Source organism: Amycolatopsis sp. CA-126428 (assembly GCF_002904335.1).
Lineage (GTDB): Bacteria > Actinomycetota > Actinomycetes > Mycobacteriales > Pseudonocardiaceae > Amycolatopsis.
This window is the reverse complement of sequence record NZ_PPHF01000001.1, coordinates 19,622-33,646: the sequence shown is the minus strand read 5'-3', so window position 1 is coordinate 33,646 and position 14,025 is coordinate 19,622. Positions and strand designations below refer to the sequence as shown.

Sequence of the window (14,025 nt, the reverse complement as noted above, 5' to 3'; positions counted from 1 at the left end):
TCATTGCACCGCCGACAGACGCTGCCACAGAGCGTCCACCAGCCGCTCCCACGTCACGTCGCCGCGGTAGGCACCGGACGTGGCGAGGTACATGGCATCCAGGAGTTTTCCCGAGGGCAGCCGGTCGTCACCGGACGCGCTGCGCCGCACGAACTGCTCGATCAGCTCGTTCTGCAGGCCGGAACCGAGCTTGCGCCGGTTGTCCTCCGAATCGTGCAGGTGGGCGACGACCATCGCGGCCAATTGCTCCGGGTCCGGATCCGGCATTTCCAGCTGCAGGCAGCGCCGCAGGAAAGCGGGGGGAAATTCCCTTTCCCCATTGCTCGTGATGATGACGATCGGAAACGCGTGACACCGGATCCGCCCGCCGACGACCAGAGCCGTCTCGCCGGGATCATCGGTGAACACCGTCGCTTCGGGGATGTGACTGCGGATGCGTTCGAGTTCGGGAACCCGGAACTCGCCGTCTTCGAAAATGCTGAGCAGGTCGTTCGGGAGGTCGGCTTCACTTTTGTCGAGCTCGTCGATCAGCAGGACCCGGGGTACGCGACGCGGCAGGAAAGCCGTCCCCAGCACCCCGAGCCGGAGGAACTCGCCGATCGGTGGCTCGGGCGCGGGGCTGGCGCGTTCGCCGCGCACGGCGAACCGGGCGCTCGCCGCTTGGATCCGGCCGATGGCGTCGTAGTGGTAGAGCCCTGAATTCAGCGTGGTCCTGCTGGTGATCGGCCACCGCAGCACCCGGCCCAGCTGCAGTTCGGCCGCCAGCCGGTACGCGAGCGTGGATTTGCCGGTGCCCGGATGGCCGGTGACGAGCAAGGGCCGCCTGAGGTACAAAGCGGCGTTGATCATGTCGAGTTCAGCCGGACCAGTGCGTTGAGCCGATTGCGAATGCTCGCTCCCGAGCCGCCGGGCGACGTCGTGATCGTCGCGCGGCGGATCATCCGACTCCGGCAACGGGCCACCGTCGAAGTCCCGCCACGGCGGGGGCGGGGGCAAGATGTCGGTCAGCCCGAGGTCGTGGATCGGCCGTCCGGTGCCGCGGTAGACCCACCAATCGGACGATGCCAGCCGGGACGCGTCGCGGACCTGCGCCGCCTCGCCCCCGTCAAGACGCTCGCTCTCGGTCATCCCGGATATCCCCTCGCTGCCATGGGAAAGCCGGCGGCTGATCAAGAACGAGACGGCTCGGATCGTCCCACAGCACCACCAGATCCCGCACTGGATTATCCCGATGGAAGCCCGTTTCGGAAAGAGGAGGACGACTAGTGTGCCTGATGTTCTTGGCTTCCATCGGCAAATCCCCGAGCCCCGAATCCCCCTTGGCGAGCTCGGTGATCAACTCCCTGAGTACGTCGAGTGACGCATCCGGGTGCCACAGTACCGCCGGGATACCCGACCGCAAAGCCGCCGTCAGGCTGTCACCGTCCCCGCCGGCTTCCAGCGGCGGAGCCGATCCCAGCACGACCAAACCCCACCTCAGGTCGGAAAGCACCACGTCCAGCGCCGAGGCCTGGGTGCCGTTTTCGTAGTACACGCACTCCGCGGACGGGTTCGCCATGAACGCCTCCCAGTGCTGGTTCCAGACCCGGTGCCAGTGCTTCGAACGCATGCGCTCCAACGATCGGACGGAAATCAGGTAGTCGATCGAAAGCGGCCTGGGCATACCGGATTCGTGCTCGCGGTGCCAGAGCTGCACGGGCAGGTTCAGCAACGCCCGCGGGAGCACGAACTCGAGGGCGACCGAACCGCGGTGGTCGGCCCACGCCCGCTCCGCGTCGACCACCAGGCCGTCGACGTATCGTTCGAGGTCAGCGCCCCGCACCTCCGCCGTGCCACCGTGCGGTGGCGGCCATTCCCCGGGAAGCCGTTGACACCAATGGGAAACCTGGTACAAGTCCGGGTCTATCCCATCGTGCTCGACCATCACCATGAGGTGCAGCCGCCCCTCCCGCGACGGCGTCGCGAGCGAGGCTCGACGCGCTCTCAACTGCGCCTCCAGCCGGAGGCGCCGGGCCTGGTAGTCGTTCCACTCCGTGAGCCGCAACCCGAGTTCGCCGCCGCACTGGCGGGCGAGGAGTTCGAGGAGCGTGAACGCCGGCGGGATGCCGTCGGTGTCCGCGTTGAAATCGGCCAGATGAGTGAAGCCCTCCCACGCCGTGCGCACCTTGGGCGGCAACGGTGAGCCGAGCCCGCTCGCGCGGCGGACCAGCTCACCGAGCCGGGGCACCTCCACCCCGGCCAGCAGGTGGTGCAAGCGGTCGCGGTCGGCACGCGGCAGCAGGTCGAGCACCCGCGGCCGCTCCACCAGGTCCCGGACCCGCTCGTATTCCGGCGAACCCGGCCGCATGAAAGCGACCGCACCGACCAGCGCCTGCATGCCGTTCTGATAGCGCTCGCAGGCGGAAACGACTTCGATCAGGGAACTGCGCGGGGTGGGGTGCCGGGGAACCGCCAGTTCGACGCCGAGGGCTTTGCCGACGAGGCTGACGACCACGGCCAATTCTTCGGCCAGGCCGGCTTCGGCCAGTACGTCGACGACTGCCTCTCCGATCACGTGTCCCGTCACCTGGCGCAACACCCCCTACCCACCTCGCACGGGACGGAACCGGCGTCATCGCCCCTGCGTATCGAACGCAGTCGGGCAGATCTTACCCGGCAAAAGGGTCGCCGCCGGTTGCCAAAAAGATGTCACGACGGGCTCTCTTCCGGCCAGTTGCCAACGCGGTCGACCAGCCGCTGGACCGGCGCCGATCCGGGTTCCAGCATTTGCACCGCCGCGACCAGTTCGGCGAGCCCGCCGCGATAACGCAGGCACGTGCCGGCGATCTCCAGGACGTGCAGCCGGGTTTGCGGGTGATAAGCCACGACCGTCGCGATTTGCGGCCGGAGCCGCTTCAGCAGCATTCTCCGGCTGCTCTCCTCGGCCACGGCCGGGATGTCCAGGAGCAGTTCCGTCAGTTCCATCGCGCGGTCGGCGGCGGACGGCTCCGCGGAGCACCGCACCACATCGTGGTGCGGTGCTGGGCCGGCAGGTCCACCGCCGAGCAGCCGCAGCCAGGCGATCGTGGCCGTCTCTTTGGTGTGGACCGGGATCCGGCGGTATTCGGCGGGCGCGGCCGCGGGATCCTGGAGCACGACCTCGTGGTAGAAGACGTCCGAAGCCAGCACGGCCAGTTCGGCGCCCGTCGTCTTCTGGGCCGCCTTCGCCTCCGCCGCTTCGAGCACGCGGAACGTGAAGTTGACCGCCTTGCCGATCGAACCGTGGCCGGCACTCTGCACCTCGCCGGCGTGGAGGGCCAGCCGAAGCTGGATCTGCGCGGGTGCGGAGTGCACGGCGTTGTGGCGGCGCAGATCGGCGTGCATGCGTTCGGGCAGCTGGGCCACTAGGTCGACCTTCGCGATGTCGGGCGGCAGCAGGATCATCGCGCCGTCACCGGTGTTTTCGACGAAGCAGACGTCCCAGGGGATGCCGGTCTCGGCGAAGCCGCCCTTGAGGACACGCCACAGGCCGTCGTGCACCTCGCGCAGGTGCGCCATGGTCCGGTCCGGGTGGTTGTACCCGGCGACGTCCACGGTCATGATCGTCCGGTGCAGCGCGGCTGGATACGTCACCACGACACCCTCCCCACGTCCCGGGCTCATTGTCCCAGACCCATGCACGCTCGGCCATGTTCGCGCAGGGCGTTACGACAAAACCGGCGCCTGTTGACATGTTTTCGTCCATAATTCGGCGTGCCCACGACACGCCTGCACCTGGTGAGCGCGGATGAGGACCACCGCGTCTCCACCATCGAGCTCTTCTTCGACCTGGTCTTCGTCTACGCCATCACCCAGATCACCCAGCTGATGGCCGACCACCTGAGCCCCACCGGCGTCGGGCAGGGGGTGGCCATGCTGGCCGTCCTGTGGTGGTGCTGGTGCTCCTACGCCTGGCTCGCGACCACCATCCACGTCGACCACGGGATCGCGCGGCTGGCGATGTTCGGCGCGATGACCGTCATGTTCCTGGTGTCGCTGACCATTCCGGAAGCCTTCGCCGACCACCCCGGCGGCCTGTACGCGCCCGCGCTGTTCGTCGTCTGCTATGCGCTCGTGCGGCTGCTGCACCTCGTCGCCTACCTCGGTGCCGCGAAGCACGATCCCGGGCTGCGGCGGGTGCTGCTCAAGATGTTCGTCGGGCTGCTGCCCAGCGTGGTCCTGCTCGGCGTCGCCGCGTTCCTGAGCGGGCCTTGGCAGCTGGGGCTGTGGGTCGTCGCATTGGGAATCGATTACCTCAACGTCTACCTCACCGGGCCGGACGGGTGGCGGCTGAATTCGCCCGCGCACTTCGCCGAGCGGTTCGGGCTCATCGTGATCATCGCGCTCGGCGAGTCGATCGTCGCGATCGGCATCGGGATCGGGGCGCTGCCGATGTCGTGGCTGATCGCCGGCGGGGCCGTGTGCGGGCTGGCGCTGGCCGCGGGGATGTGGTGGACCTACTTCGACGTCGTCGCGCGCGTGTCCGAGCACCGGCTGACCACCGCGACCGGGGTCGAACGTGCGAAGCTCGCCACCGACTCCTACACCTTCTTGCACCTGCCGCTGATCGCCGGGATCGTGCTGGTCGCCCTCGGCCTCAAGAAGGCGTTCCTCTACCTCGCCGACACCGAGCACCACACGCCCGGCGAAGCACTGCACGGCGTGCCGATCTGGACGCTCACCGGCGGCCTCGCGCTCTACCTGATCACGCTCAGCGCGCTGCGCAAGCGCAACCTCGGCAGCTGGAACGTCCAGCGGCTGGTCCTCGGCGTGCTGCTGGTCGCGGCGACGCCGCTGCTGGAGCACGTGCCCGCGGCCGTCCTGCTGCTGATCGCCGCCGTCCTGGTGCTCGGGCTCATCACTTTCGAGCGCATCCGGTTCGCCGAGTGGCGCAGGAACGTGCACACCGCGCACACGTAAGTGACCCCACACTGGCGCCGCGTCGTCTCCCGGGTTAACCTACTCGCGAGTAGGTAACGGATGGAGGGCCACATGGCTGCGCCAAGGAAACGGGACGCGATGGGCTGGGGCCTGTCCGCGCTGACCCGGCTGGCCGGGAGCAAGGTCGTCGATCGGGCCGGGCTGCGCAAGCCCCTCGAAGGCCTGGTCACCGCGGGGACGCGCAACGGCTTCCGCGTCGCCGGCGCGGCGACCCGGTCGTTCAAGTCGGTGCAGAAGCTGGGCAAGCCCGCCCGGCTCACGCCGGCCACCGACACCGGGCTGTTCGACCTCACGCCGACCGAGGACCAGCAACTCATCGTCGAAACGGTGACCGAGTTCGCCGCCGAGCAGCTGCGGCCCGCCGCCGCGGACGCCGACGCCAAGCTCGAGGCGCCCGAAGGCCTGCTGAGCCGGGCCGCCGAGCTGGGCATCAGCCTGGTCGGCATCCCCGAGGAGCTCGGCGGCGTCGGCACGGAACGCTCGGTGGTGACCAACGCGCTCGTCGCGGAAGCGCTTGCGCACGGCGACCTCGGCCTGGCCGTGGCCGTGCTCGCGCCGTCGGCGGTGAGCACCGCGCTGGTCAGCTGGGGTGACGAGCAGCAGCAGGCCGACTACCTGCCCGCGTTCGTCGGCGAGCACGTCCCGGCGGCCGCGCTGGCGCTGCAGGAGCAGAAAGCGCTCTACGACCCCTTCAAGCCCGCGACGAAGGCCCGCCGCACCCCGAAGGGCTACCAGCTCGACGGCGTGAAGTCGCTGGTCCCGCGGGCGGCGCAGGCGGAGCTGTTCATCGTGTCGGCCGACCTCGAAGGCCGCGGCCCGGCGCTGTTCCTCGTCGAGTCGTCGAACGCCGGGGTGTCCATCGAGGCCGAGCCGGCGATGGGCCTGCGCGGCGCCGCGACCGGCAAGCTGCACCTCGAGCAGGTGGTGCTGCCCGCGGGCGCGCTGCTCGGCGGCGGCAAGGCGGACGTCTTCGCCGAGGTCGTCCGGCTGTCGCGGCTCGGCTGGGCGGCGCTGGCCGCCGGCACCGCGAAGGCCGTCCTCGACTACGTCGTCCCCTACGTCAACGAGCGGACCGCGTTCGGCGAGCCGATCAGCCACCGGCAGGCGGTGGCGTTCTCCGTCGCCGACATCGCGATCGAGCTGGAGGGCCTGCGGCTGGTGACGCTGCGCGCCGCGGCGCGGGCCGAGCAGGGCAAGTCCTACGCCCGCGAGGTGGCGCTGGCGCGGAAGCTGGCCGTGGACAAGGGCATGCAGATCGGCAACGCGGGCGTGCAGCTGCTCGGCGGGCACGGCTTCGTCAAGGAGCACCCGGTCGAGCGCTGGTACCGGGACCTGCGCGCCATCGGCGTCATGGAAGGCGCCGTCCTTCTCTAGGCTTCGGAAAGGCAAGTCATGATCAACCTGGAAGTCCCCAAGAAGGCCGGCGCGCTGATCAACCAGGCGTACCAGGCCGCGGCCGAGGTGTTCCGGCCGATCTCGCGCAAGTACGACCGCGCGGAGCACACGTACCCGGCCGAGCTGGACATGTTCGCGGCGCTGCTGGACGGCTTGAATTCGTCCGGCGAGGGCGGCGCGGGCGCGGCCGGCGTCCGCCGCTCCGGTTCCGGCAAGAACGAAAAGGGAAATCGCAACGGCGCCAACCTGAACGTCGTCCTCGGCACGATCGAGATGTGCTGGGGTGACGTCGGCCTGCTGCTGTCGATGCCCCGCCAGGGCCTCGGCAACGCGGCGATCGGCTCGGTGGCGACGGACGAGCAGCTCGAGCGCTTCTCCGGCATGTGGGCCGCGATGGCGATCACCGAGCCGGCGTTCGGTTCGGACTCGGCGGCGGTCAGCACGACGGCTCGGCTCGACGGCGACCACTACGTGTTGAACGGCGAGAAGATCTTCGTGACGTCGGGCGAGCGCGCGGACGCGGTGGTCGTGTGGGCGACACTGGACAAGAGCAAGGGCCGCGCGGCGATCAAGTCGTTCGTGGTCGAGAAGGGCACACCGGGCTTCGAGGTGGTGCGCACCGAGCACAAGCTCGGCATCCGCGCCTCCGACACGGCGGTGCTGCGTTTCGAGAACTGCCGTGTCCCGAAAGAGAATCTTCTTGGCACGCCGGAGATCGACACGAAAAAGGGTTTCGCGGGCGTCATGCAGACGTTCGACAACACCCGGCCCCTGGTGGCGGCGATGGCGATCGGCGTGGCCCGCGCGGCGCTCGACGAGACGCGCACGATCTTGACATCCGCCGGCGTCACGATCGACTACGACCGCCCGGCGAACAGCCAGCACGCGGCGGCGGCGGAGTTCCTCCGGCTGGAGGCGGACTACGAGTCGGCGTACCTGCTGACGCTGGAGTCGGCGTGGATGGCGGACAACCGCCAGCCGAACTCGCTGCAGGCGTCGATGGCGAAGGCCAAGGCGGGGCGGTCGGTGGTGGAGATCGCGCTGAAGTGCGTTGAGCTCACCGGGGCTTACAGCGAAGAGTCGCTGCTCGAGAAGTGGGCTCGGGACGCGAAGATCCTGGACATCTTCGAAGGTACGCAGCAGATCCAGCAGCTCATCGTCGCCCGGCGGATCCTCGGCAAGACTTCCGCCGAGCTCAAGTAAGTCTTCTGCCGCGGCTGGTCGTGAGTGGTAAAGCGGGTTCTAACCCTCCTTACCACTCACGACAGCCGCGGCAGACTGCTCAAGAGAGCTGGTCGTCCAGGAACTCGTCCAAGTAGCGCCACGTCGTGCCTCGCGCCTTCCGGCCCGTGAGGACGCCCAGGTGTCCGCCCGGCGCTGTCTTGAAGCGGACCTCGGGGGCCTTGTCCAGTAGCTCCACCACGCGCTCCACCGAGGGCCTTGGGGCGATCGTGTCGTTTTCGCCCGCCACCACCAGGGTCGGCACGCGGACCGAAGACAGCGAGATGATCCGGCCGTTCAGGTCCACCTTGCCCTCCGCCAGGTCGTTCGTGCGGAACAAGCGGTGGTACAGCTGGCCGAACGTGCGGCCCGGGTACGCGTACATGTTGCTCATGAAGTGGTCGACCGCCTCGATCTGGGCCAGATAATCCCGGTCGTCGAGGTGGGACAGGATCGCCAGGGGCTTGGTGATTTCCTTGCTGATACCCGTTGCCCGGAACACGCGGCTGACCAAATAGGACGGTGCGCCGCCGAACACGCGGTAGATCGGGGTCAGCAGGTGGCCGTTCGTGAGGTCGGCCAGCGGGCGGAACGGCGCCACGATCGGGATGGCCGTGAAGTCCACCGGCGAGCCGATCGCGGTGATCGACGCGATCGGGAGGTCCGGCTGGTCGGCGTTCACCAGCAGCGAGAAGATCCCGCCCAGCGACCACGACACCAGGTGCACGTCCTGGCCGCCGGCGTCCGCGCTCACGCGCCGGATCGCGCGCGGGAGCACCTCGTCGATCCAGTGCTCGATGCCCAGGCGCCGGTCGGAGAACGCCACCGTGCCGTAGTCGACGAGGTAGGTGTTGCGGCCGCCCTCGATCAGGTGCTCGACGAGGCTGCAGCCGCGGCGCAGGTCGAAGCAGATCGCCGGCGCGGCCAGCGGCGGCACCAGCAGGATCGGCGGCCCGGACACCGTCCCGCCGCTGTGCGTCATCCGGTACAGCGAGCGGTTGGGGCCCTGGTCGATCAGCACCCGCGGCATCGGGCGCAGGTCGGCGACGCCGCCGTGCAGCACCTTGCCGACCACGTTCGACGCCGCGGCGGCCAGCCGTGCGGGTGGTGAAACCATTTCTCGTGCCTCCCAAAAGCGGATCCGGAGGCAATCTTGCCGGGCCGGGCGGGCGGACTCAACCGCACCACACCCGCAAGCACCTGGCAAGCACGTCCAATTCGGACAGTCACTGGTCCGTCCGAGTTACCCCCGGCCCGCTCTCCGCGGCCCGTGCTTCGTACGCCGCGCGGGCCGGGGAATGGGCCGCCGAAGCCAACAGCCGGTCCGCCTTCAACGCCCGCGCGAACGCCTCGCCCGCCCGCCGCGGCAGCAGCCGCGTGAGTTTGCCCATAGGGCCCAGCGAGCGGGGCACGAAAACGTCGAAACGAGGCTTGCGCAGTGCGGATACGATGGCGTCGGCCACCTCTTCCGGCCGCACGGACTTGAACATCTTCGCCTCGGCGAGCCCGCTCGCGAGCTCCGTCCGCACGATGCCCGGCATCACGCACGAGACGTGCACACCGCTGCCGTGCAGCTCCAGGTGCACGGCCTCGGACAATCCGACGACGGCGTGCTTGGTCGCGCAGTAGGTCGCCGCGCCGGGGAAGCCGGCCTTGCCCGCGAACGAAGCCACGTTGACGATGTGCCCGCTGCGCCGCGGCCGCATCCGCCGCACCGCCTCGCGCGTGCCGTGGATGACGGCGTGCAGGTTGATCTCCAGCTGCCGCCGGGTCGTCGCGTCGCTTTCGGTGTCGAGGTCGCCGAGCGGCATGATGCCGGCGTTGTTGATCAGCACGTCGATCCGCCCGTGCCGGCGTTCGACCTCGTCGAGGAATCCGGTGAACCCGCGGATGTCGGTGACGTCCAGCGGCAGCGCCTCGGCCCCCAGCTCGCCGGCCGTCTTCTCGGCCCGGACCTGGTCGAGGTCGCCGATCACCACCTGCGCGCCCAGCCGGGACAGCGCCGACGCGGTCGCCGCGCCGATCCCCTGCCCGCCGCCGGTGATGACGACGACCTTGCCCGCGAGTTCTTCGGCCATGGCGACTCCTTCGTCTGTTGGCACCGCGTCAACAGTGTCGCCCTGAACCGAGCCGGCGCCACTCCCAGGGTCCGTTCAGGGGATTCCCGAAGCGACGACGGGTCCGCCGTTCCCAGCCTGGCGCTCTCCGAACCGCAAAGGAGCACGGACATGCGTTTGTCTCACCTGTTCGCGGCAACGGCACTGGGGATCTCGGCCGCGGCGGTGGTGCCGTCCGCGGCCGCCGCGTCGACGACCTGCACGGCTCCGGCCCCGGGCCCCTGGACGGTGGATCCCGCTCGGCGGTGGCCGGACAACGACGGGCGCCGTCCGGACCGGGCCGCCCGGCGGACCCGGCCACGGCCAGGCGGGTTCGCGCCGGCATCGGCAACTTCGTCGCCTGCGTCAACGCCGGTGACCCCGCCAAGCCGGACGACCTCGCCGCCAACCCGGCGGCCACGCTGTTCACCGTGCACTTCATCACCACGTTCATGCACCAGGACAGCTACGCGAGCGTGCCCAGGGTGCTCGGCGGCCTGCGCATCGACCGGATGCGCGTCCTCGACGTCATCGCCTACCGCCGCACGGCAAGGTGGTGCTGCGCTTCCACCAGACCGGCGCGAAACGCCACGAGGCCGGGACCAGGTCGCCACCATCGGCCAGGACAACGGGTCCGACGTCATGTCCCTGGTGGCGCTGCGACCGGGCACCTACACGCTGATCAACTTCGACCGGGCCCCGACGGCCGGCCCCTCGCCCTGCACGGGATGACCGCCCGGTTCCGGGTCTGCTAACCCACGCGCTGCTCCAGCACCTGCCCGACCCACGTGTCGACGGTGAACCGGACCGTCGGTTGGAACCCGTGACTCTCGTAGTACCGCTGCAGTTCGCCGTCGCCGCCGGCCCAGCAGTCGACGCGCACCAGGTCGATTCCGCGCCGCCGCGCCTCGTCGAGTGCGTACTCGAGGAGGCGGCCGCCGACGCGGCGGCCGGTGAACCGCCGCGACGTGATGAGCAGCCGGATGTACAGCTCGCGCTCGTCGACCGCGGGCACGTGCGGGTCGTGCTCCTCGGAGACGATCAGCGCGCCCGCGGCCTCGCCGTCGACCACCGCGATGCGCAGCCCCGGGTCCGCCGCCATGCCCTTGACCCGCTCGACGCGCTTCGGGACCCGGCTCCACGGCTCGGTCCCCCACTGCTTCGCACTGCCGCGGGCGACCAGCCATTCGACGGCTTCGTCGAAGAAGCCCAGCAGCGTGTCCGTATCCCCAGAATCACCCGAACGGATGACGATGTTGTCCATTCCCCCTGTCTACCGCACGGTGAGCACGCGCGGGCCGTCTTCGGTGACGGCGATGGTGTGTTCGACGTGCGCGGCCCGGCTGCCGTCGGCGGTGAGGATCGACCAGCCGTCGTCGGCGTAGCGGTAGGCGTCGCCGCCCCGGGTGAGCATCGGCTCGATCGCCAGCGCGAGGCCCGGCTTGAGCCGCATTCCGCGACCCGCGCGCCCTTCGTTCGGCAGGTGCGGGTCCTCGTGCATCGCCCGGCCGATGCCGTGCCCGCCGTGGTCGTCGAGCATGCCGTGGCCGTGCGCGCGGCCGGCGGTGCCGATCGCGTACGAGATGTCGCCGAGCTTCGCACCCGGCTGGGCGGCGGCGATCCCGGCGGCCAGCGCCTGCTCGGTGGCCTCGATGAGCGCGAGGTCGGCGGGATCGGCGTTGCCGACGACGAAGCTGATCGCCGCGTCGCCGTTCCAGCCGTCGAGGATGGCGCCGCAGTCGATGCTGACGAGGTCGCCGTCCTGGATGCGGTACGCCGTCGGGATGCCGTGCACGACGACGTCGTTGACGCTGGCGCAGAGGACGTTCGGGTAGGGCGTCGGCGCGGACCGCGGCTGGTAGTGCAGGAACGACGGCTTCGCGCCGGCTTCACTGATGACGTGGGCGGCGACTTCGTCCAGCTCGCGCAGCGAGACGCCGATCGCGGCCGCCTCCTTGACCGCGTGCAGGGTGTTCGCCACCACTCGCCCGGCTTCGCGCATCATCGTCAGCTCGGACTCCGTTTTGATCTCGACCATGGCGATAACTATACCGGTATAGATATTGGTGTCCAGTGGTGGGCGGCGATCGCGTTCAGCCGGTGGCTCGATGCGCGTCATCCGGAGTTCAGGCAGCGCTGATTGACTTCTTCCGTTCACAACCTCTCTGGCGACGAGGACAAATTGACCCAGTCAGTGCCCGCCGGCGACCCGCTGGCCGCCTTCACCGTCGAGCTCGAGGAAATCCGGGCGAAAGCCGCGGCTGCGCAGGAGAAACTCCGGACCGCCGTCGCCACCGTGCAGTCGCCGGACGGCGCGGTCACGGTGACCGTCGGCCCGAGCGGCGTCCTGCAGGACCTCCGGTTCGGCCCCCGCGCGTACGAACGACCCCCGCAAGCCCTTTCCGGACTGGTGATGCAGCTGATCGGCCGGGCGCAGCAGAAGGTGTCGGCGGAGGTCTCCGAAGCCTTCAGCGGCATGGTGGGCGAGGACTCGGCCGCCCGCGAGCTGCTGGACGAGTTCCTGCCGGCCCCCGAACCGGACGAGGGAACAGAGCCGGACAAGCGCGACGTGTTCATGCCGGAGCAGGAGGCCGAGGACAGGCCGGCCGCGCCCCCGCCCCCGGGCCCACCGCAACCGCAGCGTGGTCAGCCGCGCCGCCGTCCCCGGCAACCGCCGGAAGAGGACGACGGCGAAAGCAATCCCTGGTAGTACGGAGGAGAACCGGTGGTTTCCGGAGCAGGTTTCTCGGTCGATCCCGCCGAGCTGCAGAAGTTCAGCCAGTTCCTGTCGGGCACCACGCAACCGGCGGTGCAGGACGCCGCGAACCGGATGCAGGCCGCCAACGGGTTCGACAACGCCGCGTTCGGCATCCTGCTCGCGCAGGTGCTCGCGGTGCCCTCACGCGTCACGATGGCGGTGATCACCGGGGAGATCAACAAGCTCGTCGGGGACATCGGCAAGTCCGCCGCCGACGTGAAGAAGGCGGCCGAAACGTACGCGACCCACGACTCGAACACGGCACAGGGTCTGAGCACCTTCGAGACGGAGCTGGGCAAGTGACCGTTCCCATCACGGCATCGAACTCCACGACCGGCGCCGGCGTCTTCGACAGCTGGAAGCAGGTCGGCGACTCGATCGGCAAGGTCCAGACCGAACACGGCGGCGACCTCGCGGCGGTGAGCGTCGAGCTGGGCATCAACCTGATCAGCGCCACGCTCGACACCGTCGCGTTCGTCATGGACCCGCTCTCGAAGCTGATCGCCGCGGGCCTGGGCTGGCTGATCGAGCACGTCTCGTTCCTGAAGTGGCCGCTGGACCAGGTCGCGGGGAACCCGTCCGAGGTCACGAAGGTCGCCAACGAGCTGCACAAGATCGGCGAGGGGCTGCGCAACACCGGCACCCAGCTCGACGACACGCTCAAGTCGACGATCACCCAGTGGCAGGGCAAGGGCTACGACAGCTTCAAGAAGTCGATCGACGACCGGAAGGGCTGGATCGACGCGAACGCGAAGGCGTCCGACGTCGCCGGCTACATGGTCGAGACCACCGGGGCGCTGATCGCCGCGGTCCGCGCGCTGCTGCGCGACATCATCACGACGATCCTCGGCGACATCATCTCCACGATGCTGATCGCCCTCGCGATGGCCGCGTTCACCTTCGGCGCGTCGATCGCGGTCGGGGTGAGCAAGATCGTCGTGCAGGTCTCGATCCAGGTGGCGGCGATGGCGGCCAAGCTCGCCAAGGTCGTCGCCTACGCCGGGCGCACGCTGGCCCGGCTCACCAAGCTGTCGAAGCTGGTCAAGCCGAAGCCGGGCGCGTCGGGCGCGGGCCACGAGATGACGAACCTGCCCCCGGGCGGGAACACCGTGCCGAACTTCTCGCGGCCGCTGCCGCCCAAGCCGGTGCCGCCGGGCACCGCGGTCACCCACGACGCGCCCGGGGGCGGTGGCGCCACGCCGAGCACCCGGCCCCCGGGTGACGGCACCACGCCCAACTTCTCGCGGCCGCTGCCGAAGCCGGCGGACCCGCCGCCCCCGCCGCCCCCGGTCAAGCCGCCGGCCCCGTCGTCGCACCTGAGCGAGCACGACTTCCCGATGATCAAGAAGCACGAGGACTGGCTGAAGACCAAGTTCGGCGACAGCTACAAGAAGATGAAGTTCGCCGACGACTGGATCAAGAAGAACCACCCGGACTACTACCCGATGCTGAAGGCGCTGTCCGACGCCAAGAGCTCGAAGAACTTCGTGGGCTGGGCGGGCAAGGACATCGTGCAGGTCGACCGCGGCCTGACCGACATCCAGATGCAGGCGGAAGCCGCGTGGGCCGAAGAGGACAAGAAGCAGCCGCAGTAGC

Annotated in this window: 14 protein-coding genes; 7 read left to right on the top strand and 7 right to left on the bottom strand. The window is 69.5% G+C overall.

Annotated features, from left to right (window positions below; translation table 11 throughout):
• The 3 genes from C2L58_RS00155 to C2L58_RS00145 all read right to left on the bottom strand — a co-directional run bounded on the left by C2L58_RS00155 (position 1) and on the right by C2L58_RS00145 (position 3,612).
• Positions 1-1,128, bottom strand: coding sequence for an AAA family ATPase (locus tag C2L58_RS00155; protein WP_103334742.1), 1,128 nt, complete (start codon positions 1,126-1,128; stop codon positions 1-3).
• Positions 1,106-2,578: a VMAP-C domain-containing protein gene (locus C2L58_RS00150; protein WP_233225486.1), complete on the bottom strand. Its 1,473-nt coding sequence runs from the start codon at positions 2,576-2,578 to the stop codon at positions 1,106-1,108. Before C2L58_RS00150 ends, C2L58_RS00155 begins: the two co-directional genes overlap by 23 nt.
• A gap of 110 nt (positions 2,579-2,688) precedes the next feature.
• Positions 2,689-3,612 carry an effector-associated domain 2-containing protein gene (locus C2L58_RS00145; protein ID WP_233225485.1) on the bottom strand — a complete coding sequence of 308 codons (924 nt, stop codon included), beginning with the start codon at positions 3,610-3,612 and terminating at the stop codon, positions 2,689-2,691.
• 120 nt (positions 3,613-3,732) lie between these two features.
• On the opposite strand from C2L58_RS00145, the gene C2L58_RS00140 reads away from it, so the two are divergent.
• The 3 genes from C2L58_RS00140 (at position 3,733) to C2L58_RS00130 (ending at position 7,557) form a co-directional block, all read left to right on the top strand.
• Positions 3,733-4,938 (top strand): low temperature requirement protein A, encoded by a 1,206-nt coding sequence (locus C2L58_RS00140; protein WP_103334738.1) that lies wholly within the window; start codon positions 3,733-3,735, stop codon positions 4,936-4,938.
• A 99-nt stretch (positions 4,939-5,037) separates the two neighbouring features.
• Positions 5,038-6,333, top strand: coding sequence for an acyl-CoA dehydrogenase family protein (locus C2L58_RS00135; RefSeq protein ID WP_103334736.1), 1,296 nt, complete (start codon positions 5,038-5,040; stop codon positions 6,331-6,333).
• A gap of 18 nt (positions 6,334-6,351) precedes the next feature.
• The gene (locus tag C2L58_RS00130) at positions 6,352-7,557 is read left to right on the top strand and encodes an acyl-CoA dehydrogenase family protein (protein ID WP_103334735.1); all 1,206 of its coding nucleotides are present in this window, start codon (positions 6,352-6,354) and stop codon (positions 7,555-7,557) included.
• A 79-nt stretch (positions 7,558-7,636) separates the two neighbouring features.
• Here C2L58_RS00130 and C2L58_RS00125 read toward each other — a convergent pair whose 3' ends face one another.
• The gene (locus C2L58_RS00125) at positions 7,637-8,692 is read right to left on the bottom strand and encodes an alpha/beta fold hydrolase (protein WP_103334733.1); all 1,056 of its coding nucleotides are present in this window, start codon (positions 8,690-8,692) and stop codon (positions 7,637-7,639) included.
• Positions 8,693-8,801: 109 nt separating this feature from the next.
• On the bottom strand, positions 8,802-9,653 hold the full coding sequence (locus C2L58_RS00120) for an SDR family oxidoreductase (protein WP_103334732.1): 852 nt from the start codon (positions 9,651-9,653) through the stop codon (positions 8,802-8,804).
• A gap of 284 nt (positions 9,654-9,937) precedes the next feature.
• Between C2L58_RS00120 and C2L58_RS48445 the strand changes: the two genes are divergently transcribed.
• The gene (locus C2L58_RS48445) at positions 9,938-10,426 is read left to right on the top strand and encodes a hypothetical protein (protein ID WP_146073506.1); all 489 of its coding nucleotides are present in this window, start codon (positions 9,938-9,940) and stop codon (positions 10,424-10,426) included.
• Here the strand turns inward: C2L58_RS48445 and C2L58_RS00115 are convergent.
• Positions 10,423-10,935 carry a GNAT family N-acetyltransferase gene (locus C2L58_RS00115; RefSeq protein ID WP_103334730.1) on the bottom strand — a complete coding sequence of 171 codons (513 nt, stop codon included), beginning with the start codon at positions 10,933-10,935 and terminating at the stop codon, positions 10,423-10,425. The genes C2L58_RS48445 and C2L58_RS00115 overlap by 4 nt on opposite strands.
• 9 nt (positions 10,936-10,944) lie before the next feature.
• Positions 10,945-11,709, bottom strand: a complete 765-nt coding sequence (map, locus tag C2L58_RS00110; protein WP_103334729.1) for a type I methionyl aminopeptidase — start codon at positions 11,707-11,709, stop codon at positions 10,945-10,947.
• A 144-nt stretch (positions 11,710-11,853) separates the two neighbouring features.
• Between map and C2L58_RS00105 the strand changes: the two genes are divergently transcribed.
• Genes C2L58_RS00105 through C2L58_RS00095 form a run of 3 tightly spaced genes read left to right on the top strand, consistent with a single transcriptional unit; the run spans position 11,854 to position 14,024 of the window.
• Complete coding sequence (locus C2L58_RS00105; RefSeq protein ID WP_233225484.1) at positions 11,854-12,381, top strand: YbaB/EbfC family nucleoid-associated protein; 528 nt, start codon at positions 11,854-11,856, stop codon at positions 12,379-12,381.
• A gap of 15 nt (positions 12,382-12,396) precedes the next feature.
• The gene (locus tag C2L58_RS00100; protein ID WP_103334725.1) at positions 12,397-12,732 is read left to right on the top strand and encodes a hypothetical protein; all 336 of its coding nucleotides are present in this window, start codon (positions 12,397-12,399) and stop codon (positions 12,730-12,732) included.
• Positions 12,729-14,024 carry a hypothetical protein gene (locus C2L58_RS00095; protein WP_103334723.1) on the top strand — a complete coding sequence of 432 codons (1,296 nt, stop codon included), beginning with the start codon at positions 12,729-12,731 and terminating at the stop codon, positions 14,022-14,024. Before C2L58_RS00100 ends, C2L58_RS00095 begins: the two co-directional genes overlap by 4 nt.
• The last annotated feature ends 1 nt before the right edge of the window (position 14,025 follow it).